17 protein-coding genes and 1 pseudogene are annotated in these 21,763 nt (G+C 73.3%); 14 read left to right on the forward strand and 4 right to left on the reverse strand.

Annotated features, from left to right (window positions below; genetic code table 11):
* Positions 1-34 precede the first annotated feature (34 nt).
* Complete coding sequence (locus ACIQUT_RS11860) at positions 35-1,459, reverse strand: polysialyltransferase family glycosyltransferase (protein ID WP_403561990.1); 1,425 nt, start codon at positions 1,457-1,459, stop codon at positions 35-37.
* Positions 1,459-2,433 (reverse strand): glycosyltransferase family 2 protein, encoded by a 975-nt coding sequence (locus tag ACIQUT_RS11865; protein ID WP_403561992.1) that lies wholly within the window; start codon positions 2,431-2,433, stop codon positions 1,459-1,461. The genes ACIQUT_RS11860 and ACIQUT_RS11865 overlap by 1 nt, the downstream gene beginning before the upstream one ends.
* Positions 2,434-2,636: 203 nt before the next feature.
* On the opposite strand from ACIQUT_RS11865, the gene ACIQUT_RS11870 reads away from it, so the two are divergent.
* The 14 genes and pseudogenes from ACIQUT_RS11870 to ACIQUT_RS11935 all read left to right on the forward strand — a co-directional run bounded on the left by ACIQUT_RS11870 (position 2,637) and on the right by ACIQUT_RS11935 (position 19,375).
* Positions 2,637-4,124, forward strand: coding sequence for a DUF6716 putative glycosyltransferase (locus ACIQUT_RS11870; RefSeq protein WP_403562496.1), 1,488 nt, complete (start codon positions 2,637-2,639; stop codon positions 4,122-4,124).
* Between the two features lie 89 nt (positions 4,125-4,213).
* Positions 4,214-4,942 (forward strand): annotated as a pseudogene (locus tag ACIQUT_RS11875) (cytidylyltransferase domain-containing protein); the annotation flags it as partial.
* 38 nt (positions 4,943-4,980) lie between these two features.
* Positions 4,981-5,895 (forward strand): N-acetylneuraminate synthase family protein, encoded by a 915-nt coding sequence (locus ACIQUT_RS11880; RefSeq protein WP_403561994.1) that lies wholly within the window; start codon positions 4,981-4,983, stop codon positions 5,893-5,895.
* Positions 5,896-5,990: 95 nt separating this feature from the next.
* Positions 5,991-7,211, forward strand: coding sequence for a hypothetical protein (locus tag ACIQUT_RS11885; protein ID WP_403561996.1), 1,221 nt, complete (start codon positions 5,991-5,993; stop codon positions 7,209-7,211).
* A 137-nt stretch (positions 7,212-7,348) separates the two neighbouring features.
* On the forward strand, positions 7,349-8,614 hold the full coding sequence (locus ACIQUT_RS11890) for an amidohydrolase (protein ID WP_403562498.1): 1,266 nt from the start codon (positions 7,349-7,351) through the stop codon (positions 8,612-8,614).
* 222 nt (positions 8,615-8,836) lie between these two features.
* Positions 8,837-9,895 (forward strand): BMP family protein, encoded by a 1,059-nt coding sequence (locus ACIQUT_RS11895; protein ID WP_403561998.1) that lies wholly within the window; start codon positions 8,837-8,839, stop codon positions 9,893-9,895.
* Positions 9,896-10,122: 227 nt separating this feature from the next.
* Positions 10,123-11,784, forward strand: a complete 1,662-nt coding sequence (locus ACIQUT_RS11900) for an ABC transporter ATP-binding protein (RefSeq protein ID WP_403562499.1) — start codon at positions 10,123-10,125, stop codon at positions 11,782-11,784.
* Positions 11,781-12,896 (forward strand): ABC transporter permease, encoded by a 1,116-nt coding sequence (locus ACIQUT_RS11905; protein ID WP_403562000.1) that lies wholly within the window; start codon positions 11,781-11,783, stop codon positions 12,894-12,896. Before ACIQUT_RS11900 ends, ACIQUT_RS11905 begins: the two co-directional genes overlap by 4 nt.
* Entirely contained in the window at positions 12,893-14,152 is a 1,260-nt protein-coding gene (locus ACIQUT_RS11910; protein WP_403562001.1) for an ABC transporter permease, read from the forward strand. Before ACIQUT_RS11905 ends, ACIQUT_RS11910 begins: the two co-directional genes overlap by 4 nt.
* Positions 14,149-14,547, forward strand: a complete 399-nt coding sequence (locus ACIQUT_RS11915) for a cytidine deaminase (protein ID WP_403562003.1) — start codon at positions 14,149-14,151, stop codon at positions 14,545-14,547. Before ACIQUT_RS11910 ends, ACIQUT_RS11915 begins: the two co-directional genes overlap by 4 nt.
* A 116-nt stretch (positions 14,548-14,663) precedes the next feature.
* The gene (locus ACIQUT_RS11920; protein ID WP_403562005.1) at positions 14,664-15,941 is read left to right on the forward strand and encodes a thymidine phosphorylase; all 1,278 of its coding nucleotides are present in this window, start codon (positions 14,664-14,666) and stop codon (positions 15,939-15,941) included.
* A 96-nt stretch (positions 15,942-16,037) separates the two neighbouring features.
* Complete coding sequence (locus ACIQUT_RS11925) at positions 16,038-16,313, forward strand: hypothetical protein (protein WP_403562007.1); 276 nt, start codon at positions 16,038-16,040, stop codon at positions 16,311-16,313.
* A 330-nt stretch (positions 16,314-16,643) separates the two neighbouring features.
* Positions 16,644-18,980: a hypothetical protein gene (locus tag ACIQUT_RS11930; RefSeq protein ID WP_403562009.1), complete on the forward strand. Its 2,337-nt coding sequence runs from the start codon at positions 16,644-16,646 to the stop codon at positions 18,978-18,980.
* A 50-nt stretch (positions 18,981-19,030) separates the two neighbouring features.
* Positions 19,031-19,375: a hypothetical protein gene (locus ACIQUT_RS11935; RefSeq protein WP_403562011.1), complete on the forward strand. Its 345-nt coding sequence runs from the start codon at positions 19,031-19,033 to the stop codon at positions 19,373-19,375.
* Here ACIQUT_RS11935 and ACIQUT_RS11940 read toward each other — a convergent pair.
* Entirely contained in the window at positions 19,262-20,284 is a 1,023-nt protein-coding gene (locus tag ACIQUT_RS11940; protein WP_403562013.1) for a sigma-70 family RNA polymerase sigma factor, read from the reverse strand. The two genes, ACIQUT_RS11935 and ACIQUT_RS11940, sit on opposite strands and share 114 nt — an antisense overlap.
* A 129-nt stretch (positions 20,285-20,413) precedes the next feature.
* Positions 20,414-21,715 (reverse strand): MFS transporter, encoded by a 1,302-nt coding sequence (locus ACIQUT_RS11945; RefSeq protein WP_403562015.1) that lies wholly within the window; start codon positions 21,713-21,715, stop codon positions 20,414-20,416.
* Between the last annotated feature and the right edge of the window lie 48 nt (positions 21,716-21,763).

Genomic DNA, 21,763 nt, shown 5'->3' on the forward strand with positions numbered 1-21,763 from the left:
CGCCGGTCCCGGGCGGCCGCCGGGTGGCAGCCGGTCAGGAGCGCGCCGCGCGCAGGCGGCGCAGCCGGCGGACCACGCGGCGCACCGCCGGGTTCTGCGGCAGGAAAGCCAGGCCGGCCGGGACGCCGCCGGGCAGCCCGAGGGTGGTCAGGCGGCGGCGCGGGATGTAGCCGCGGGTGCGCCGGTCCGGGTGCGCGGCCAGGTGGCGCTCGGCGTCGGCGCGGCGCTCGGCCAGGATCTGCGGCTGCATGGCGTAGCCGACGGCGGTGACCAGCCCGGCCAGCCGGCCGCGGACCAGGTCGGGTCCGGGGGCGGCCCAGCCGGCGACGGCGGTCGCGTCCGCGAGGTCGGGCAGCAGCGCGTCCACCACCGTCAGCGGGATCCGGTTGCTGTTCTGGTACGGGGTCAGCCGGGCCAGCACGGCCTCGGTGCCGGTGCGCGCGACGGGCAGTCCGTACAGCGTGGCGGCCGTGAGCAGCCCGGTGGAGAAGCAGCCGACGACCAGGGCCGGGCGGAGCCGCCGGTACAGGCACTCGGCGAGGACCGGGGCGGAGGCGACGGTGAGCCGGGCGCCGAGCCGCTCGGCCTCGGCGGCGGCCCGCAGGGAGTACTCGGCGGGGGCGCTGGGGTGGGGCTTGAACACCAGCTCGCGGTGGCCGAGGGCGTGCGCCCCGCGGACCATGCCCACGTGCAGGTCCTCCTCCTCCCGCGGGGAGAGCAGGTCGAGCGCGGAGAGGTACTGGCCCAGCAGCAGCGCCGGCCCCTCCCCGACCCCGGCCAGCTCGGGCGCCTCGGCGGGGAGCCCGTCGAGGACCTTCAGCAGGGCCCCGGCCGGCAGCAGCTCCGAGGGCACCCCGAACTCGGTGAGCAGCAGCGGCTCCAGGCCGGGCACCAGGTCGGGGTGGAGCACCCGGCGCACGCGGGTGCCGAGCTGCGCGTCGAGGCGGAAGCGGGTGGGGCCGTAGCTCATCAGCCCGTCGGCGTACACGTCGACGGCGGCGCCGGGGAAGAGCTGGCACAGGGCGCGGGCGGGCGGCACCTGCAGGGACTCCACGATCAGCTCGACGCGGTCGTCGCCGAGCCCCCACAGGGCGCGCAGCTGCCGCTCCCACAGGGGGACGTCCTCGGGGCGCGGGGTCCAGGAGCTGGGGTGCAGCGGGGCGATGACCGCGTTCCAGTCGAGGACCTCGTCGAAGCGGGTGCGCAGTTCGGCGAAGCCGGGCAGGCCGGCCAGGCCGGGGGACACCTCGGCGGCGACGGCGTGGTTGCTGGTGAGCAGGATGCGGCGGTGGGCGGGCGGGAAGCAGCCCGCGTCGATGCCGGCGGCGAGGGTGGCCGTGCCGTAGAGGGTGGAGGCGAGGAAGACCTGCGTGCAGGGGACGGCGCCGGTGCCGGGGAGGGGGGCGGGCACGAGCCCGGGCAGGTGCCCGGGGGCGGGCAGGCGTCCGGGGGCGGGCATCAGGCGGCCCCCCTGCCGCTGCGCAGCCGGCGCAGGCGCCGCAGCAGGGTGCTGCGCGCCGGGTCCATCGCGTCCAGGGCCTGGTCCAGCAGCTCGGGGGGCATGCGCTGGAGGGCGCCCGCGCTCATGCGTCGGAGTTTTTCGGCCACGGGTGGTTCGAACCTTTCGATGGACCCGGCATGGTGCGCGATAATTGCACAATATGTTCGGACGGCTTTCGGGAGCAGGAGTTCGACATCGGGATCGGCCGCCGTGTCGTCCAATACCTGATCGAATGCCCGGATGAAATCGAGCTGCCGTTCGTCCTTGATCTGCGTCAACGAGGTAGAAATGCCGCGCCGGTAGAAGATCCCGGGCTGTCCGACCGCCGCGAAGGACCGCGCCCGGCGGTGCAGCCGCCAGATCCACGGCCGGTCCTCGGCCGTGCGCAGCCCGTCCGTGAAGTGCAGCAGCCCCTGGTCCAGCAGCCGCCGGTGGTACATGCCGGCCCAGGCGTACGGATAGTCCACGCAGGTCGACCGGGTGGCGGGCAGGATCCCGGCGCGCGGATCGGCGGGCACCAGCTGGGGCCCGTACGGCACGTGCCGGACCGCGCGCGTCCGGCCGGTGACCGTGACGTGGTCGGTGCGGACGAAATCGCAGCCCAGGGCCTCCATGGCGGCCAGGGTGCGGGCCAGGTGGCCGGGGGCCAGCCAGTCGTCGCCGTCCAGGAAGGCGAGGTACTCGCCGCGGGCCGCGTCCAGGCCCGTGTTGCGGGCCGTCGCCAGGCCGCCGTTCCGGTCGCGCACGAGGTGCACCGCCCCCGGCAGCTCGCGCGCCGCCCGCTCCAGGAGCGCGGGCGTCCCGTCCGTCGAGCAGTCGTCGACCAGCAGGAACTCGAAATCCTCGCGCGCATTGAGTTCGAGGCTTTTCAGGGCATCCGGCGCGTATGTCTGCACGTTGTAGAACGGCACGACAACAGAGAGCTTGGGCACCTGTGAGACATTAAGACGCCGCGTGGCATTCACCGTGACCCGTGTGCGTATTCCGCGTGAACGGCGCGGGGCGGGCGCGTTAACCGGCGCGGATTCTTATTTCGTCGACGGCCTGTTAACCCGATGTTGTGCGGTCGTTGGGCCTATCTGCGAAATCCACGAATAACTTCTGCCGGGTGCCAGTCAGCAATCGCGCAGACACCATCGCATCCCGTGCGTCCCGTGCGTCCCGTGCGTCACGCACGCCGCGCACCGGCCTCTCCGTCGCCGTCCTCGCGGATTCCGACACGCGCTGGAAATGGGGTGCGCTCACCGCCCGCCGCCTCGTGCCCGACCACGGCGAACTCACCGGGTACCTGCTGCGCGGCCGGGCCACCCCGACCGCGCGCCAGCTCGGCGAGGTCGGGGTCCGCGCCGACCGGCTCGCGGAGGTGACCTGCCCCGAGTTCCTGGCCGCCCTGGAGCGCGAACGCCCCGACGTGGTGGTCCTCGCCCTCGTCGGCGGCGCCGTCCAGGCCGTCCTGCACGGGGTCCGCGCCCTGTGGCCCGAGCCGGCCGCCCGCCCCGTCCTCGTCACCGGCTACGTCGGCGTCGTCTACGAGAAGCTCGCCGACGGACTGCTGCTCAGGCACGGCGCCGACCTCGTCCTCGCCAACTCCCGGCACGACGCCGAACGCTTCCGCGCGGTGTACGAGGGCGTCGGCGCGGCCGCGGACTCCGTCACCGAGACCGCCCTCCCCTTCCTCGCCGAAGCCGGCCCCGGCGGCCCCCACCGGTCGCAGGGCGCGGCGCCGAGCCGCGCGCTGCGGGTCGTCTTCGCGGTCCAGCCGTCGGTCCCCGAGACCCGCAAGGACCGCGCGTACCTGCTCGGACGGGCCGCCGGCCACGCCCGGCTGCACCCGGACCGCGAGGTGCTCGTCAAACTGCGCAGCCGCCCCGGGGAGCACACCACGCACCTGGAGGAGCAGCCGTACCAGCGGCTCGCCGAGCGGATCCCCGGCGGGCTGCCGCCGAACTGCCGACTGGCCTACGGGAACATGGGCGAGGTCCTCGACGGCACCGGCCTGCTGGTCACCGTGTCCTCCACCGCCGCGCTGGAGTCCCTGCACCGGGGCATCCCCACCGCGGTCCTCACCGACCTCGGCATCCGCGAAGCCCTCGGCAACCACCACTTCCTGGGCTCGGGCTGCCTCGCCTCATGGGACCAGCTCGACTCCGGACTGCTCCCGCAACCCGCCCCGTCCTGGCTGGCGGCCCACGGCGTACCGGCCGCCCACGGCGTACCGGCCGCCCCCGCCCCCACGGCGTCCGACACCCCCGGGCCCGGCCCCGACGGCCCTCGCCCCGACGGTCCCGGCGCCGGGGCCCCGCACACCGCCGGTCCGGCCGCGCCCCCCGACCCGTACGCCGCCGCCCGGGGCCGGGTCGCCGAGCTGGCCGCGCGGTCCTCGCTGCCGCCGGTCGACCCGTACTACACCCGGACCACCGCCCCCGGATACCTCCCCGGGATCCTCGCCCGCCAGCACCTCGACCCCGACGGGACCCCGCTGCCCGGCACCCTCCGCGACACGGCCGGCGAGTCCCGGCTGCGGCGCCTGCTGCGGCGGCAGCTGCGCGAGGCCGCCCGCGGCGCCTACCGGCACGGGGTGCAGCGCGTGGCCCCGGTGATCCGCCGACTGGGAGAGCTGTGAACACCCGAGCACCCGCCCCCGCCACCCCGCCCGTACCCCGCGCCGAGCGGGACCCCGGGCGGGCCGGCCCCCGCAAGCGGGTCCTCGCGGTGATCCCGGCCCGCGGCGGCTCCAAGGGGGTCCCCGGGAAGAACCTCGCCGAGGTGGGCGGCGTACCGCTCGTGGCCCGGGCCGTGGCCGCCTGCCGGGGCGCGGCCACCGTCACCGACGTGCTGGTCTCCACCGATTCCGAGGCCATCGCCGAGGCCGCCCGGGCCGCCGGGGCCGACCCGCTGCGCCGGCCCGCGGCCCTCTCCGGGGACACCGCGACCAGCGAGGCCGCCGTCCTGCACGCCCTCGACTCCTTCGAGGAGCTGCACTCCCTGATCGTGGACGTGGTCCTCCTCGTCCAGTGCACCAGCCCGTTCGTCACCTCCGCGGACGTCGAGTCGGTCGCCGCCGCCGTCGCCGGCGGCACGGCCGACACCGCCCTGACCGTGGCCCCCTTCCACGGCTTCCTCTGGCGGGAGACGCCCCCGCCGGCCCCCGGATCCGGCAGCGGCAGCACCCCCGACGACCCCGGCGCGACGGGCGTCAACCACGACCGGTCCGCCCGCCCCCGCCGCCAGGACCGGCCCCGGGACCTGCTGGAGACCGGCGCCGCCTACGCCATGGACGCCGCCGGCTTCCGCCGCGCCCGGCACCGGTTCTTCGGCCGCACCCTCCCCGTCGCCACGGACCCGGCCCGGGTCCTGGAGATCGACGACCCGCACGACCTGGCCCGCGCCCGCCTCCTCGCCCCGCTCCTCGACGACACCCCCTCCTCTTTCCCCTCCGCACCCCGCACCCCCGCCCCGAACGAAGGACCCCCGCTGCCATGACCCTCGCCACCGCCCTGCACCCCCGCCTGCGGACCCTCGGCTCGCGCATCGTCGGCCCCGACCGCCCCGTCTACGTCGTCGGCGAGATCGGCATCAACCACAACGGCGGCCTCGACACCGCCCTCGCCCTCGTCGACGCCGCCGCCGAGGCCGGCTGCGACGCCGTCAAGTTCCAGAAGCGCACCCCGGAGATCTGCACCCCGCGCGACCAGTGGGCCGTCGAGCGCGACACCCCCTGGGGCCGGATGGCGTACATCGACTACCGCCACCGCGTCGAGTTCGGCGAGGCCGAGTACCGGGCCATCGACGAGCACTGCAGGGAGCGCGGCATCGACTGGTTCGCCTCCCCGTGGGACACCGAGTCGGTCGCCTTCCTGGAGAAGTTCGACGTCCCCGCCCACAAGGTGGCGTCCGCCTGCCTCACCGACGACGAGCTGCTGCGCTCCCTGCGCGCGACCGGCCGCACGATCGTCCTGTCCACCGGCATGTCCACCCCGAGGCAGATCCGGCACGCCGTCGAGGTGCTCGGCAGCGACAACATCCTGCTCTGCCACGCCACGTCGACGTACCCGGCCAAGGCGGAGGAGCTCAACCTCAGGGTGATCAACACCCTCCGGGAGGAGTACCCGAACGTTCCGATCGGCTACTCCGGCCACGAGACGGGCCTGCAGACCACCCTCGCCGCCGTCGCCCTCGGCGCCGCGTTCGTCGAGCGGCACATCACCCTCGACCGTGCGATGTGGGGCTCCGACCAGGCCGCCTCCGTCGAGCCCGGCGGCCTGACCCGCCTGGTCCGCGACATCCGCACCATCGAGACCGCGCTCGGCGACGGCGTCAAGCGGGTCTACGACTCCGAGCTCGCCCCCATGCGCAAGCTCCGCCGCGTCATGGGCGGACCGGTCGCGGTCTGACCCGGATGCCCGCTGCGCGTGCGTACGAAGCCCCGCCCCAGCCCCGCTCCTGCCCCAAGCCCGTTCCCGAGCCCGTTCCTGACGAGGAGTGCACGGTGACCCCCTCCGCCACCACCCTGGCTTTCGTCGAGAGCCCCGTCCAGCTCCTGAACGTGCTGGAGTGGGCGTACGCGCACGGCACCCACCCGCCCGGCGGCGCCCCGCTGCTGGACGGCGTCCCGAGCCAGCCCGCCCGGACCGCGGGCCGGCCCGGGTCCCGGCCCGGCGGCGCGGCCGACGCCCCCGACGCCCCCGACACCCCCGACGCAGGCCCCTCGCGCGCCGCCGGCGCGGCGGGCGGGCTGCGGATCGTCGTCCTGCCGCCGACCGACCCGATGTCCCGCGGCCAGCTCCGCCGCATGGCGGCGCTCGCCCGGGACGAGGGGTACGAGGTCCGGTGGCAGGAGGCCCGCGGCAGCCGGCTCGCGCCGGTCGAGGCGCTCGCCGCGCTGGCCCGCGACGTGCGCGCCGCCGCGCGGGTCATCGTCGGCGACCCGTTCTCCCGGTACGTGCAGCTGCTGCTGACCCTGGTGCGCGCCGAGGAGCTCGTCGTCGTCGACGACGGCACCGCCACCATGGAGTTCGCCGCCCAGACCGCCCGCGGCGAACGCCTCGTCCGCTGGCACCGCATCGGCCGCGGCGGAGCGGCCGGCCGGCTGCGCGAGCTCGCGTACGCGCCGGTCTCGTCGACCGCCCGGCGCCGCTTCACCCCGGCGGCCGGCACGGGCCGCCGCGTCGAGGTGTTCACGTCGATGCCCGTCACCGTGCACGGCACGATGACCCTGCGGGTCAACGACTTCGCCTGGACGCGCGCCCGCTTCGGCCCGCCCCGGCTGACCCGCGGCACCGACCTGGTCGGCACCTCGCTCGTGGAGACCGGGGTGGTGGACGCGGCCGGCTACCTGGAGGCCGTACGCGCCCTGACGGTGTGCCACGGGGCCACCCGCTACTTCGCGCACCGCCGCGAGTCGGCCGAGAAGCTGCGCCTGCTGAGCGAGGAGACGGGCCTGGAGATCGTCCGCCCCGACCTGCCGCTGGAGCTGACGGCCCGCCGCGGACCGATCGGCCGAACGGTCGTCAGCTTCCCGTCCACGGTCGTCCACACGCTGCCGTACGCGTTGACCGGGACAGGGGTGACGGTTGCCGTATGCGACGTCGACCCGGCCTGGCTGACGGGCTCCGCGTCGCCGCGGGCGCAGAGCTTCCTCGCCGGCGTCACCGCGACCGCCCGTGGTGTGCGCAGAACCCACGCCCGTACGGTCCCGGCGGCCGGTTGAGCGCGCGAGTTTACCCCCGGCTGCATCCGGTCATGCGTCCAGAGGTCTGGTTTTTTTCCCCTGACGGCATGAACTTTTCCTGATCTCCATCCAGTTGGGCCATTCGTGCGCCTACCCTTCAACGGGTGAACCAGTTGATGTCCCGCGAGTCCCAGCCCGTCCTGCCCGGCACGCCCGCCCAGCCCGAGCTGCCCGGCACTCTTCCGGACCACCTGCGTGCCGAACTGATCGCCTTCCGCCGGGACTTGCACATGCACCCGGAGCTAGGACACCAGGAGTTCCGCACCACGGCGGCCATCAAGGCCCGACTGGAGAAAGCCGGCCTGCGGCCACGCGTACTGACGTCCGGGACCGGGCTGATCTGCGACGTGGGCACCTGGGACGGCGGGCGGCCGATGCTGGCGCTGCGCGCGGACATCGACGCCCTGCCCATCCCCGACGCCAAGACGCACGTCGCGTACCGCTCGACCTTCCCCGACCGGGCGCACGCCTGCGGCCACGACGTGCACACGGCGGTCGTCCTCGGCGCCGGGCTGGTCCTCGCCGAGCTCGACCGGCAGGGCCTGCTGCCCCGGCCGGTGCGGCTGCTCTTCCAGCCCGCCGAGGAGGTGCTGCCGGGCGGCGCGACCGACGCCATCGCGTCCGGGGTCCTCGACGGCGTGGGCAAGATCCTCGCGGTGCACTGCGACCCCCGGGTCGACGCGGGGAAGATCGGCTTGCGGGCCGGGCCGATCACCTCCGCCTGCGACCGCCTGGAGATCACCCTGGAGGGCCCGGGCGGGCACACCGCCCGGCCGCACCTCACCACCGACATGGTGACGGCCGCCGCCCGGGTCGCCACCGACCTGCCCGCGGTGGTCGCCCGCCGCATGGACGCCCGCTCGGGCATGTCGATCACCTGGGGCCGGATCGAGTCCGGGCACGCCTGCAACGTGATCCCGATGCACGCGGAGCTGTCCGGGACCATCCGCTGCCTGGACATCAAAGCCTGGCACGAGGCGCCCGACCAGATCCACGCGGCGATCGACGAGATCGCCGGGGTGCACCGGGCCAAGTCGGAGATCACCTACGTGCGCGGGGTGCCCCCGGTCGTCAACGACCCGGTGGTCACGGAGCTGCTGCGCGAGTCGATGACCGCCCGGCGGGGCGCGGAGTCGGTCGAGGACACCGAGCAGAGCCTGGGCGGGGAGGACTTCTCCTGGTACCTGGAGCACGTGCCCGGGGCGATGGCCCGCCTGGGCGTGCACCCGCCGGGCGCCAGTGTGAAGAAGGATCTCCACCGGGGCGACTTCGATGTGGACGAGGCCGCGATCGGTGTCGGCGTGGAGTTCTTCACGGCCGCCGCATTGATCGACGGGCACCGTGCATTGATCGACGGGCACCGTGCAAGGCCGACCACGTAGAAATCTTTACCTCATCTGAGCGAGGCTTGGCACACCTGTCCAGCCCTTGTGTCCCAAGGGCTGGGCGCCGGGCGCGTCACTGATCGGTCACTGTCCGGTTCGCGACGATCCGATAACGACTCATGAACGGGCCTTTAACTGACATCTACGCGCGTTACGATCGCCGCGAAAACCAGCGCCGGTCAGTAGGCGCTTTCGGTCAGGTTTTGAAGGAGCCTCCCCTTGCGCCGGATCACCAGGATCGCCACCGTGGGCCTCGCGTCCGCGGCGCTGGCCCTCTCGGCCACCGCCTGTGGCGGAAAGAAGTCGTCCGACACCGCCTCCTCCACGGAGTCCGCGGGTCAGAAGTCCGCAGCCATCGCCTATGACATCGGCGGCCGTGGCGACCAGTCCTTCAACGATGCCGCGTACGCGGGTCTGGAGAAGGCCGAGAAGGACCTGAAGATCAAGGGCGCCGAGGCGGAGCCCACCGAGGGCGAGAGTGAGGCCGACAAGGTCCAGCGCCTCACCGAGCTGGCCCGTAAGGGCAACAACCCGGTCATCGGCGTCGGCTTCGCCTACGCGCCGGCGATCAAGAAGGTCGCGGCGAAGTTCCCGAACACGACCTTCGGCCTCATCGACGACACGTCGGTGACCGACAAGAACATCGCGAACCTGGTCTTCAACGAGGAGCAGGGCTCGTACCTGGCCGGCGTCGCCGCCGCCAAGGCCTCCAAGTCCGGCACGGTCGGCTTCATCGGCGGTGTCGAGGTTCCGCTGATCAAGAAGTTCGAGGCGGGCTTCGCCCAGGGCGTCAAGGACACCAACCCGAACGCCAAGGTGCTGTCGACCTACCTGAGCCAGCCGCCGGACTTCTCCGGTTTCGCCAAGCCCGACCTGGGCAAGGCCGCCGCCAAGGGCCAGCTCGACGGTGGCGCCGACGTGGTCTACTCCGCCGCGGGCCTCGCCGGCTCCGGTGCGATCGAGGCCACCGCCACCGCCGGCAAGTGGGCCATCGGTGTCGACTCGGACCAGTACAACCAGGCCGGTCTGGCGAAGTACAAGGACAAGATCCTGACCTCGGTCACCAAGGACGTGTCCGGTGCCGTCTACAACCTGATCAAGTCGGTCCAGGACGGCAAGCCGCAGACGGGTGAGGTCCGCTACGGCCTCGACACCAACGGTGTGGGCCTGGCTCCGTCCAACCCGGAGTACAAGAACATGGCCGAGGTGATCGCCGCCGTCGAGAAGGCCAAGGCCGACATCATCGCCAAGAAGATCAACGTCAAGACCGCGCCGTAAGGCCGTCACCTGACGTGAAGTAAGGTCTCGGGGGTCCGGGAAGCGGTCTCTGCCGCTCCCGGGCCCCGAACCACATTCGTGATTCCTTGTGGCCACTTGGCCGCAAGTTTTCACTTTCGACAGTGCTACGCGCGTAGAGGCATCGTGGACGCGATACCTTCTCTCCCCGCCCTGTCCCCCCGCCCAGCGGCTCTTTCCAGCTCCTTTCGCGCCAAGGAGAGTGCGTCATCAACGCGTCCAGCCCCCCTGCCGTAGAACTGCACGGCATCACCAAGCGTTTCCCCGGCGTCGTCGCCAACAAGGACATCGCCATCACCGTCCGCAAGGGCACGGTCCACGCCCTGATCGGTGAGAACGGTGCCGGCAAGTCGACCCTGATGAAGATCCTCTACGGCATGCAGAAGCCGGACGAGGGCACCATCGCCATCGACGGGGAGCAGGTCTCCTTCAACAACCCGGGTGACGCCATCGCCCGCGGCATCGGCATGGTCCACCAGCACTTCATGCTGGCCGACAACCTCACCGTCCTGGAGAACGTCGTTCTCGGCGGCGAGAAGCTGTACGGCATCGGGGCCAAGGCCCGCAGGAAGATCCTGGAGATCTCGGACGCGTACGGCCTCGGTGTCCGTCCCGACGCCCTGGTCGAGGACCTCGGTGTCGCCGACCGGCAGCGCGTGGAGATCCTCAAGGTCCTCTACCGCGGTGCCCGCACCCTCATCCTCGACGAGCCGACCGCCGTGCTCGTGCCGCAGGAGGTGGACGCGCTCTTCGACAACCTGCGCGAGCTCAAGGCCGAGGGCCTGACCGTCATCTTCATCTCGCACAAGCTGGGCGAGATCCTGAAGGTCGCCGACGACATCACCGTCATCCGCCGGGGTACCACGGTCGGCACCGCCGACCCGAAGACCGCCACGACCAAGCAGCTCGCCGAGCTCATGGTCGGCAGCGAGCTGCCCACCCCGGAGACCCGCGAGTCGACGGTCACCGACGTCCCGATGCTCCGGGTCAAGGGCCTGACTCTGGCCGAGACGGGGGCGGCCGTCACCGCGCCGCTGACGAGCGCCGCCGAGGACCGCAACGAGGACGTGGACAACGTCCACGAGCACGTGCCCGCCGGCCGCCTGCTGCTGGACGACGTCGACTTCACGATCCACAAGGGCGAGGTCCTCGGTCTCGCCGGTGTCGAGGGCAACGGCCAGACCGAGCTGATCGAGGCCCTCATGGGCATGCTCACCCCGGACTCCGGCGTGATCACCCTCGACGGGCAGGACATCACCAAGCACCCGGTGCGCAAGCGCCGCGAGGACGGCATCGGCTACATCCCCGAGGACCGCCACCGCCACGGCCTGCTGCTGGAAGCCCCGCTGTGGGAGAACCGCATCCTCGGCCACGTCACCGAGGCTCCCAACTCCAAGCGCGGCATCCTCGACCCGAAGGCCGCCCGCAAGGACACCGAGCGGATCGTGCGCGAGTACGACGTCCGCACCCCGGGCATCGACGTGACCGCGGCCTCGCTCTCCGGCGGCAACCAGCAGAAGCTGATCGTCGGCCGCGAGATGAGCCACAACCCGAAGTTCCTCATCGCCGCCCACCCCACCCGCGGTGTGGACGTCGGTGCGCAGGCGCAGATCTGGGACGCCATCCGCGAGGCCCGCCGCGAGGGCCTGGCCGTGCTCCTGATCTCCGCCGACCTCGACGAGCTGATCGGTCTGTCCGACACCCTGCGCGTCATCTACCGCGGCCGCCTGGTCGCGGACGCCGACCCGGCGACCATCACGCCGGAGGAGCTCGGCACCGCCATGACGGGTGCCGCGCGCGGCCACCTGGAAGCCACTGACAACCACTCCGCTGCTGCCGACGGTGACACGACGGAGGACGAGGCCCGATGAAGAAATTCGACAAGGACCGGCTGCTGCTCGCGGTCGCCGGACCGGCGCTCGCACTGGTCAGCGCCTTCCTGCTGACCATGATCGTGCTGGCCGCCTCGGGCGTGGACCCGATCGAGCCGCTGCGCATCATGATCGAGCAGGCCGGCTACGAAGACGTCCAGGTCCTGATCCTGAACCAGGCCGGCATCTACTACCTGGCAGCCCTGGCCGTGGCCGTCGGCTTCCGGATGAACCTCTTCAACATCGGTGTCGACGGCCAGTACCGCCTCGCCGCGATGATCTCGGCCGTCGTGGGCGCCGCGGTTTCGCTGCCCGGTCCGCTGCAGATCCTGATGATCGTGGCCGTGGCCATGCTCACCGGTGCCTTCTGGGCCGGTATCGCGGGCATCCTCAAGGCCAGGCGCGGCGTGAGCGAGGTCGTCTCGACGATCATGCTGAACGCCATCGCGACCTCCGTGATCGCCTGGCTGCTGCTGCCCAAGAACCTGGGCGTCCAGCTGCCCGGCTCCAACGACCTGACCACCGGTGACATCCCGGAGTCGGGCTGGTTCCCGGCCGTCGAGATCGGCCCGGGCCTGGAGGTCTACGGCTTCACCTTCGTCGCCTTCGCGCTCGGCATCGTCTACTGGTTCGTCCTCAACCGCACCCGGTTCGGCTTCGACCTGCGCGCCACCGGCGCCAGCGAGTCCGCCGCCCAGGCCTCCGGTGTGGACGCCAAGAAGATGATCATGACCTCGATGCTCATCTCGGGTGCCATCGCCGGCCTCACCGGCATGCCGCTGCTGCTCGGCGAGTCCCACACGTACAACCTGTCGTTCCCGGCGGGCATCGGCTTCACCGGCATCACCATCGCCCTGCTGGGCCGCAACAACCCGCTCGGCATCTTCTTCTCCGCCCTCCTGATCGCCTTCATCGACAAGGCGTCCGCCGGTCTCGACACCGCGGGCTACGCCAAGGAGATCGGCACGATCATGCAGGGCCTGATCGTGATCGCGGTCGTCGTCAGCTACGAGTTCGTCCGCCGCTACGGCATCCGCCGCCAGCAGCAGAAGGTCGGCGAGGAGCTGGCCGCCGGCCACGCCATCAAGACCGACAAGGAGGTCGCGGCGTGAGCACCAGCACCGCTTCCGCGACGAGCGCCGCGCCCAAGGGCGGCCGCCGCAAGCTCACCCTGCCCTGGATCCTGCTGATCATCGCGGGCGGCCTCGTCCTGATCTCGCTGGTCCGGACGATCTCGGGCGCCAACGACCTGACCTCCATCGGCCAGGTCTCCGGCGCGCTCCAGCTCGCCGTGCCGATCGCCATGGCCGGACTCGGCGGCCTGTGGGCCGAGCGCGCCGGCGTGGTCAACATCGGCCTCGAAGGCATGATGATCCTCGGCACCTGGTTCGGCGCCTGGGCCGGCTACCAGTGGGGCCCCTGGACCGGTGTCCTCATGGGCATCGTCGGCGGCGCCCTCGGCGGCCTGCTGCACGCGATCATCACCGTCACGTTCAACGTCAACCACATCGTCTCCGGTGTGGCCGTGAACATCCTGGCCATCGGCTTCACCCAGTACCTGTCGAACTTCACCTTCGACAAGGTCCCCGGCGGCTCCTCCAAGCAGTCCCCGCGCATCGAGCCGATCACCGAGATCACCGTCCCCGGGTTGGCGGACTGGATGGCCACGCTCCAGGCCAAGCACTGGTTCCTGGTCTCGGACCTCGCCGGCGTCCTCGGCGGCCTGGTCACCAACCTGTCGCTGCTGACCGTCGTCGCGATCCTGCTGATCCCGGCCACCTGGTGGGTGCTGTGGCGCACCGCCTTCGGTCTGCGGCTGCGCTCCTGCGGTGAGAACCCGATCGCCGCGGAGTCCCTCGGCGTCAACGTGTACAAGTACAAGTACATCGCCGTGATCGTCTCCGGTGCGATGGCCGGCCTGGGCGGCGCGTTCCTCGCGATCGTCTCCACCGGCATCTACCAGGAGGGCCAGACCGGCGGCCGCGGCTACATCGGCCTCGCCGCCATGATCTTCGGCAACTGGATGCCGGGCGGCATGGCCCTCGGCTCGGGCCTCTTCGGCTTCACCTACAGCCTCAAGCTGCGCGGTGGCGCCGAGAACGTCCACGCGATGCTGCTGCTCCTGGCGATCCTGCTCGTGGCCGTCGTCGTCTGGCAGCTGTACAAGCGCAAGCACGTCCAGGCCGCGATCGCCGCCGCCTGCGCGGCGGGCCTGTTCGTCTGGTACGCGCTGGTCGACGCCGTCCCGAGCCAGTTCGTCGAGGCCGCCCCGTACGTCACGACGCTGCTCGTGCTCGCCCTGTCGGCGCAGCGCCTGCGGATGCCGAAGGCGGACGGCATGCCGTACCGCAAGGGACAAGGCAAGTGACGACGGCGCGCACCCCCGACTGGGAGGCCCTGCGCGAGGCCGCCCGGGACGCCATGTCCCGGGCCTACGCCCCCTACTCGGGCTTCCCGGTCGGAGTCGCGGCCCTCGTGGACGACGGGCGGGTCGTGACCGGCTGCAACGTCGAGAACGCGAGCTACGGGCTCGGCCTGTGCGCCGAGTGCGGCCTGGTGTCCTCGCTCCAGGCCACGGGCGGCGGCCGCCTGACGCACTTCACCTGCGTCGACGGCAAGGGCGACATCCTCGTCCCGTGCGGACGCTGCCGTCAGCTGCTGTACGAATTCGGCGGACCGGAACTGCTGGTGGAGACCCCGAACGGGATCCTTCCGCTGGCGGAGATGCTGCCGCAGGCCTTCGGGCCCGACCACCTGAGATAACCGTGCCGACGGCCCTTCGCCCCGCGAGGCGAGGGGCCGTCGCACTTCCCCACTTCCGTACTTCCGCGGAACTCCGCCTCCGCACCACCCTCTATGCGCGTAGAAGGAAGCACCACATGGACGTCATCTCCGTCATCCGTACGAAGCGTGACCGCGGCGAGCTGAGCCCCGAGCAGATCGACTGGGTCATCGACGCGTACACCCGCGGCATCGTCGCCGACGAGCAGATGTCGGCGCTGGCCATGGCCATCCTGCTCAACGGCATGAACCGGTCCGAGATCGCCCGCTGGACCGCCGCCATGATCGCCTCCGGCGAGCGGATGAACTTCGACTCCCTCTCCCGCCCGACCGCCGACAAGCACTCCACCGGCGGCGTCGGCGACAAGATCACCCTCCCGCTGGCCCCGCTCGTCGCCGCCTGCGGCGCGGCCGTGCCGCAGCTGTCCGGCCGCGGCCTCGGCCACACCGGCGGCACCCTCGACAAGCTGGAGTCCATCCCCGGCTGGCGCGCGCTGCTCTCCAACGAGGAGATGCTCCACGTCCTCGACACCACCGGCGCGGTCATCTGCGCCGCCGGCGACGGCCTCGCTCCCGCCGACAAGAAGCTGTACGCGCTGCGCGACGTGACCGGCACCGTCGAGGCCATCCCGCTGATCGCCTCCTCCATCATGTCCAAGAAGATCGCGGAGGGCACCGGCTCGCTCGTCCTCGACGTGAAGGTCGGCTCCGGCGCCTTCATGAAGAACATCGAGGACGCCCGCGAGCTCGCCTCCACCATGGTGGCGCTCGGCACCGACAGCGGCGTGAAGACGATCGCCCTGCTCACCGACATGTCCACCCCGCTGGGCCTGACCGCCGGCAACGCGCTGGAGGTCCGCGAGTCCGTCGAGGTCCTCGCCGGCGGCGGCCCGGCCGATGTGGTCGAGCTGACCATCGCCCTGGCGAAGGAGATGCTGGACGCCGCCGGCATCAAGGACGCCGACCCGGCCAAGGCCCTGGCCGACGGCTCCGCGATGGACGTGTGGCGCCGCATGATCCAGGCGCAGGGCGGCGACCCGGACGCGACCCTTCCGGTCGCCCGCGAGCAGCACGTGGTCACCGCGCCCGAGTCGGGCGTGCTGACCCGCCTGGACGCGTACGCGGTGGGCGTCGGCGCCTGGCGCCTGGGCGCCGGCCGCGCCCGCAAGGAGGACCCGGTGCAGGCCGGCGCCGGCATCGAGCTGCACGCGAAGCCGGGCGAGCAGGTCGTGGCCGGGCAGCCGCTGATGACGCTGCACACGGACACCCCGGAGAAGTTCGACTACGCCCTGGCCTCGCTGGAGGGCTCGTACGACATCGCCCCGACGGGCACGGCGTTCACCGCCAACCCGATCGTCCTGGACCGCATCGCCTGATCCGGACCGCCGCACACCCTGCCGGAACGCCGGCCCCGTACCCCGGGGCCGGCGTTCCCGCATGCGGGGGCCATGCCCCGGACGTAACCTGGCGGTGTGAGCGAGGGACGGTCCCACGAGCCGGCCGACGGTCCCGCACCGCACAGGAGAGGCGGCCGGGCCGCACGGCGGCTGGAGGAGTTCCTCGCCGCCCGGGAGCCGGCGGCGGAGCCCGAAGGGCCCGCCGGAGCGCCCGCGGACGGCGGGGACCGGGACCGGGGCAACGGCCGGGACACGGTCCGGGTCCGGGACGGGAGAACCGCCCGGGACCCGGACCGGGCCCGGCCGGACCCGCCACCCCCCTCCGCGCCCCCGCACCCCGGACCCGGCTGAGCACCGCGCCGGGGACCACGTGCGCTACGGACCGCAAGGGCTACGAACGGCCCGGGTCAGGGACTGCTGAGGTCGCGCCCCGAAGGGGCGCGGGGAACTGCGCGACCAGCCACAACGGGCCGATCGCCGACCCATCACAGCACCCCCCGCTCACGAACCGCCGGGTCATGGACTGCCCGGGTCGCGGGCCTCAGGGGTCACGGAACCGAGGGTCGGGGACTGACGGGGGGCTCCGATTCGGGTGCAGCGGGCTGCAGCGGGCCGGAAGGCGGCCCGTGTGCCCAGCGCCCGGGCGCGCCGGAGGGCGCCCGCGCCGAGAGAGGTGCAGCGATGCAGGATCCGACCGCTTCCGACGACCGCGGCACCGGCGGGCGCCGCTTCCGCTCTCCCGGCGGCAAGGCGCTGGCCCGGCTGCTCCAGGAGCTCGAACGCACGGGCCGTGGCGAGGAGGCCACCCGCGCGGTCGAGAGGGCCGTACCCGGGCTGGCGGAGAGCCGGCAGCAGGAGCTGATCACCGAGGCGGTGGGGCCGCCCGAGGCCCGGCCGCCCGCCCGGGACCGGGCGCCGCGGCCCCCGGCCGGGGAGGTCGGCCGGGAGGCGGGGGCCGGGGCCCCGTCGCCGCGGGAGGCCGCCGAGCGCACCAGGGCGGGCACCGCGGACGCGGAGTCCCTCGCCGTCGTGTACCGGGAGACGGCCGAACGGCTCGCCGAGCGGCCCCGCGCCCCCGGCCCGGTCTGGCGGTCCCTCGGCCCCTGGACCGTGCCGAACGGGCAGACGTACGGCCTGAGCCGGGTCAACGTCTCCGGCCGGATCTCCGCGCTCGCCGTCGACCCCGCGAACGCCGCGCACCTGCTGGCCGGGGCCGCGGGCGGCGGGATCTGGGAGAGCGCCGACCGCGGCGCCTCCTGGGCGCCCCGCACGGACGACGCGGCCACCCTCACCACCGGCGCCCTCGCCTTCGACCCCGCCTCCTCCGGCACCGTGCTCGCGGGCACGGGGGAGGGCAACTTCTGGGCCCGCCTGGGCACCGGAGTCATCCGCTCCACCGACGGCGGCACGACCTGGGCGCCGCTGTGCACCGACCCGTTCACCGGCCGGGGCTTCTACGACCTGGCCTTCGACCCCACCCGCCGGGGCACCGTCCTCGCCGGGACCACCGACGGCCTGTACGGCTCGGCCGACGGCGGCGCGAGCTGGACCCCGCGCCGGTCCTCCGCCACCTGGTCGGTCGCGGTGTCCGCGAACGGCGAGGCACTGGCGGCCTGCTCGGACGGAATGTTCCGCTCGGACGACGGCGGGGCCGTCTGGCACCCCGTCACCCTGCCCACCCCGGGCACCTTCCCGTACACCCGGTTCGCCGTGGCGATCGCCCCGTCCGACCCCGGCGTCGCGTACGCCTGGGCGGCCGACGCCGACGAGGTGGCCCGGCTGTGGCGCAGGTCCGGCGGCGCCGGCTGGGCGAGGGTGCCCGTGCCCCCCGGCCTGAACACCACGCAGGCCTGGTACGACTGGTTCCTCGGCATCGCCCCCGACCGGGCGGACCAGGTCTACCTCGGCGCCATCGACGTCTACCGCGGCGACCGCGCGGGGACGTCGTGGAGCTGGCAGTCCCTCTCCACCAGGGAGACCGGCGGCGACTCCATCCACCCCGACCAGCACGCCATCGCCTTCGAGCCCGGCGCCCCCGCCGTGGTGTACGTGGGCAACGACGGCGGCCTGTTCCGCAGCCCCGACCGGGGCGGGCACTGGGAGGACCTCAACCACGGCCTGGCCATCACCGAGTTCGAGTACCTGGCGCAGGACCACACCTCCGAGACCTGGCTGCTCGGCGGCACCCAGGACAACGGCACCAACCGCTGGACGGGCTCCCCGACCTGGACCCACGTCCAGGACGGCGACGGCGGGGACTGCGCGGTCAACCGCGACGACCCGGGCACCGTCTTCCACACCTTCTACGAGATGAACCTGGAACGCTCCGGCAGCCGCGGCGACTTCGGCACCTGGGACGAGGCGTCGCCGCCGGTGCCGTCCGGAGAGCGCTCGCTGTTCTACCCGCCGCTGGAGACCAGCGCCACCGCCGGGCGGACCGTCGCCTTCGGCGGCGGGGCCCTGTACGTCTCCCGGGACAACGCCGGCAGCTGGAAGCGGCTGCCGTTCCCCGCCACCGGCGTGGGCAGCGCCATGTGCATTCCGCACGCCGACGAGGTCCTGGTCGGCACCATCCGGGGCCGGCTGTACCGCACCCGGTGGCAGGGCGCCGCCTGGAGCCCGCTCGCCGCGCTGGCGACGCCCCGGGCCGACGCCTGGATCAGCGACATCTACGTCGACCCGGCCGACACCGACCGCATCTGGGTCACGCACAGCACCATCGGCGGCGGCCGCCTCTGGCACTCCGCCGACGGCGGCGCCACCTGGGCCGACCGCTCCGCCGGGCTGCCGCCGCTGCCGCTCAACGCGGTGGAGGTCGACCCGCTCGACCGCGACCGGCTCTGGGTCGCCGCGGACCTCGGCGTCTACCGGTCCGCCGACGCCGGCGCCACCTGGGAGCCCTTCGCCGACCGGCTGCCGAACGCGCTCGTCGGCGACCTCGTCCTGCACCCGGACGCCCGCCTCCTGCGCGCCGGCACCCGCAACCGCGGAGTCTGGGAGATCCCCGTCGACGGCTGAACCCCGCACCGGCACCGATGAGTTCCGCCGGCCGGCCCGGTCAGACAGGCATGACGAACCGGATTCTGGTCCTGACCGGGCCCGACGTGGCGGCGGGCGGCGCGGACGCCGCGTGCCGGCGGCTGGCCGAGCTGTACGCGGCGGGGGCGGGCGCCGTCGAGTGCGACGTCGGCGCGCTCGCCGGCCCGCCCGGCCTCGCCGCCGTCGAGACGCTGGCCCGCCTGCAGCTGGCCGCCCGCCGCCGGGGCCGCGCCCTGGCGGTGACCGGCGCGGGCCCCGAACTACGCGCCCTGCTCGGCCTCGTCGGACTGGGGCAGCTCCTCGGGGAGCCCGAAGAGGGGGAACCAGCGGTCGGTGTCCAGGAACGCGTTGAGCCCGGTGATCCGCCCGTCTGATATCTCCAGGACCTGGAGTGCCCACGGGACGTGCCCCGGGCGGCCGTCCTTCCGCGGCCGGTACTGGCCGAAGGCGGGCAGGCCGTTGGCCGTGGTGGGGAGCAGGCGGGAGCCCCTGCAGCCGATGCCCTGGTTCAGGTGCCACGCGGCGATGTCCGCGTGGCCCTGCAGCCACAGGTCGAACGGCGGCATGGACAGCACCGCGTCCTCGTGGAGCAGCGTGGTCAGCCGGGTGATGTCGTACGCCTCGAACGCGGACACGTACTGCTCCAGCAGCTTCGCCTGGTCCGCGTCCAGCGGGTCGGCGGGCTCGCTGTCACGGGCCGGGCGGGCGGCCAGCGTGGCCCGGGCCCGCTGCAGGGCGCTGTTCACCGAGGCGGTCGTGGTCCCCAGCAGGGCCGCGACCTCGTCGGCCTTCCAGGCCAGCACCTCGCGCAGGATCAGCACGGCCCGCTGCTTCGGCGGCAGGTGCTGCAGGGCCGCGACGAACGCCAGCCGCACCGACTCCTTGGCCAGCGCCGCCTCCGCCGGGTCGGCGGTCCGGGGCAGCACCCGGGCGTCGGGGACGGGCTCCAGCCAGGTCACCTCGGGCCGCTCGTTCAGCACGGCGGAGGACTGGTGCTGCGGCGCGCTGAGGTCCATGGGGCGGGCCCGCTTGTTGCCGGCGCTCAGCAGGTCCATGCAGACGTTGGTGGCGATGCGGTACAGCCAGGAGCGCAGCGAGGACCGCCCCTCGAACTTCCCGTGGCCGCGCCAGGCGCGGACGTACGTGTCCTGCACGGCGTCCTCGGCGTCGAAGGAGGAGCCGAGCATGCGGTAGCAGTAGCCGGTGAGCTCCACGCGGTAGCGGTCGAGCGCCGCGTCCAGTCCCGCGTCGGCGTCGGCGGCGAGGTTGGCGGTGTCCGTCATCTGCGCGATCCCCCTGGTCGTTCCCGATGCCACGGAACCTACCGGAGGGGTCTGACAGTCGCAGCCCGGCGCGGACACGGCGGGCGCGGAAACCGCCGGCGCGGAAACCGCCCGGTGCGCGGCGCGGGTTCAGCGCGCCGCGACCAGCCGCCGCTCCGCCCGGGCCGCGTGCGAGCCGTACAGGGTGATCGACACGACGCCCAGCACCGCCAGCAGCGCGATCCCGGCCGTGGCCGCCCAGCCCCCGGAGTGGTAGGCGAGCGCGCCCAGCGTGCCGCCCGCGCTGGAGCCGAGGTAGTACGCGGACTGGTACAGCGCGGAGGCCTGCGCGCGGCCCGTCACGGCGGTCCGGCTGACCGCGGCGGAGGCCACGGCGTGGCCCGCGAAGAAGCCCGCGGTGATCAGGACGAGCCCGGCGGTGATCGCGGCCACCGAGTCGGCCAGCGACAGCAGCAGCCCCAGGGCGGTGGTGGCCACCGCCAGGTACAGCGCGCCGCGCCGCCCCATCCGGGCCACCAGCTGCCCCGCGGCGGCGGAGGAGGCCGTACCGACCAGGTAGATCAGGAAGATCGAGCCGATCGCGCCCTGGCCGAGGGAGAACTCGTCGACGAGGCGGTAGCCGATGACGGTGTACACGGCGCCGAAGACGGTCATGAACAGGGCGCCGATCCCGTACAGCCGCAGCAGCAGCGGATTGCGCAGGTGCCCGGCGACGGCGGCGCCCACCGCGCGCGGGTCGAGCGAGGCCGGGCGGAAGAACCGCGCCCGCGGCAGCAGCACCCAGAAGGCGACCGCGCAGGCCAGCGCCATCGCGCCGACGGCCAGCAGGCCGGCCCGCCAGCCCCAGGCCTGGGCCGCCCAGCCGGTGACGAGGCGGCCGCTCATGCCGCCTATGGAGTTGCCCGCCACGAACAGGCCGATCGCGCCCACGAGGGCCTTGGGCTGCACCTCCTCCGCCAGGTACGCCATCGCGGAGGCGGGGATGCCGGCGATCGCCGCGCCCTGGACGGCGCGCAGCGCCACCAGCCACTCCAGGTTCGGCGCGAACGGCACGAGGAGCCCGACGGCGACGGCGACGGCCATGGACACCGTCATCATCCGGGTCCGGCCGAAGCGCTCGGAGAGCGCGCTGAGCGGCAGGACGAAGAGGGCGAGCGCGCCGGTGGCCGCGGAGACGGTCCAGCTGGCCTGACCGGCCGTCACCCCGAAGCCTTCGGAGACGGCGGGCAGCAGGGCCTGCGTGGAGTAGAGGAGGGCGAACGTCGCGAGTCCGGCGGCGAAGAGCGCGAGGCTCATCCGGCGGTAGCCGGGCCGGCCGGGGGCGTGGGCCTGCGGGGCCGGGGTTTCCTGCGGGGACGACGGGGTTTCCTGCGGGGACGACGGGGTGGAGGCACCCGTGATCACGGGTGCCCCGGTATGAACGGGAGGCATGCCACGACCGTAGACCCGGCCCGTTTCATGCGTCCAATGCACAAAATC

The organism is Streptomyces sp. NPDC090445 (assembly GCF_044769385.1).
Taxonomy (GTDB): Bacteria; Actinomycetota; Actinomycetes; order Streptomycetales; family Streptomycetaceae; genus Streptomyces.

Bases quoted from the DNA above. Each gene is read 5' to 3' on its own strand.
- ACIQUT_RS11935 (WP_403562011.1), top strand. From the start codon at position 19,031: ATGACGAACCGGATTCTGGTCCTGACCGGGCCCGACGTGGCGGCGGGC.
- ACIQUT_RS11945 (WP_403562015.1), bottom strand. From the start codon at position 21,715: ATGCCTCCCGTTCATACCGGGGCACCCGTGATCACGGGTGCCTCCACC.
- ACIQUT_RS11890 (WP_403562498.1), top strand. From the start codon at position 7,349: ATGTCCCGCGAGTCCCAGCCCGTCCTGCCCGGCACGCCCGCCCAGCCC.
- ACIQUT_RS11880 (WP_403561994.1), top strand. From the start codon at position 4,981: ATGACCCTCGCCACCGCCCTGCACCCCCGCCTGCGGACCCTCGGCTCG.
- ACIQUT_RS11940 (WP_403562013.1), bottom strand. From the start codon at position 20,284: ATGACGGACACCGCCAACCTCGCCGCCGACGCCGACGCGGGACTGGAC.
- ACIQUT_RS11905 (WP_403562000.1), top strand. From the start codon at position 11,781: ATGAAGAAATTCGACAAGGACCGGCTGCTGCTCGCGGTCGCCGGACCG.
- ACIQUT_RS11860 (WP_403561990.1), bottom strand. From the start codon at position 1,459: ATGCCCGCCCCCGGACGCCTGCCCGCCCCCGGGCACCTGCCCGGGCTC.
- ACIQUT_RS11930 (WP_403562009.1), top strand. From the start codon at position 16,644: ATGCAGGATCCGACCGCTTCCGACGACCGCGGCACCGGCGGGCGCCGC.
- ACIQUT_RS11920 (WP_403562005.1), top strand. From the start codon at position 14,664: ATGGACGTCATCTCCGTCATCCGTACGAAGCGTGACCGCGGCGAGCTG.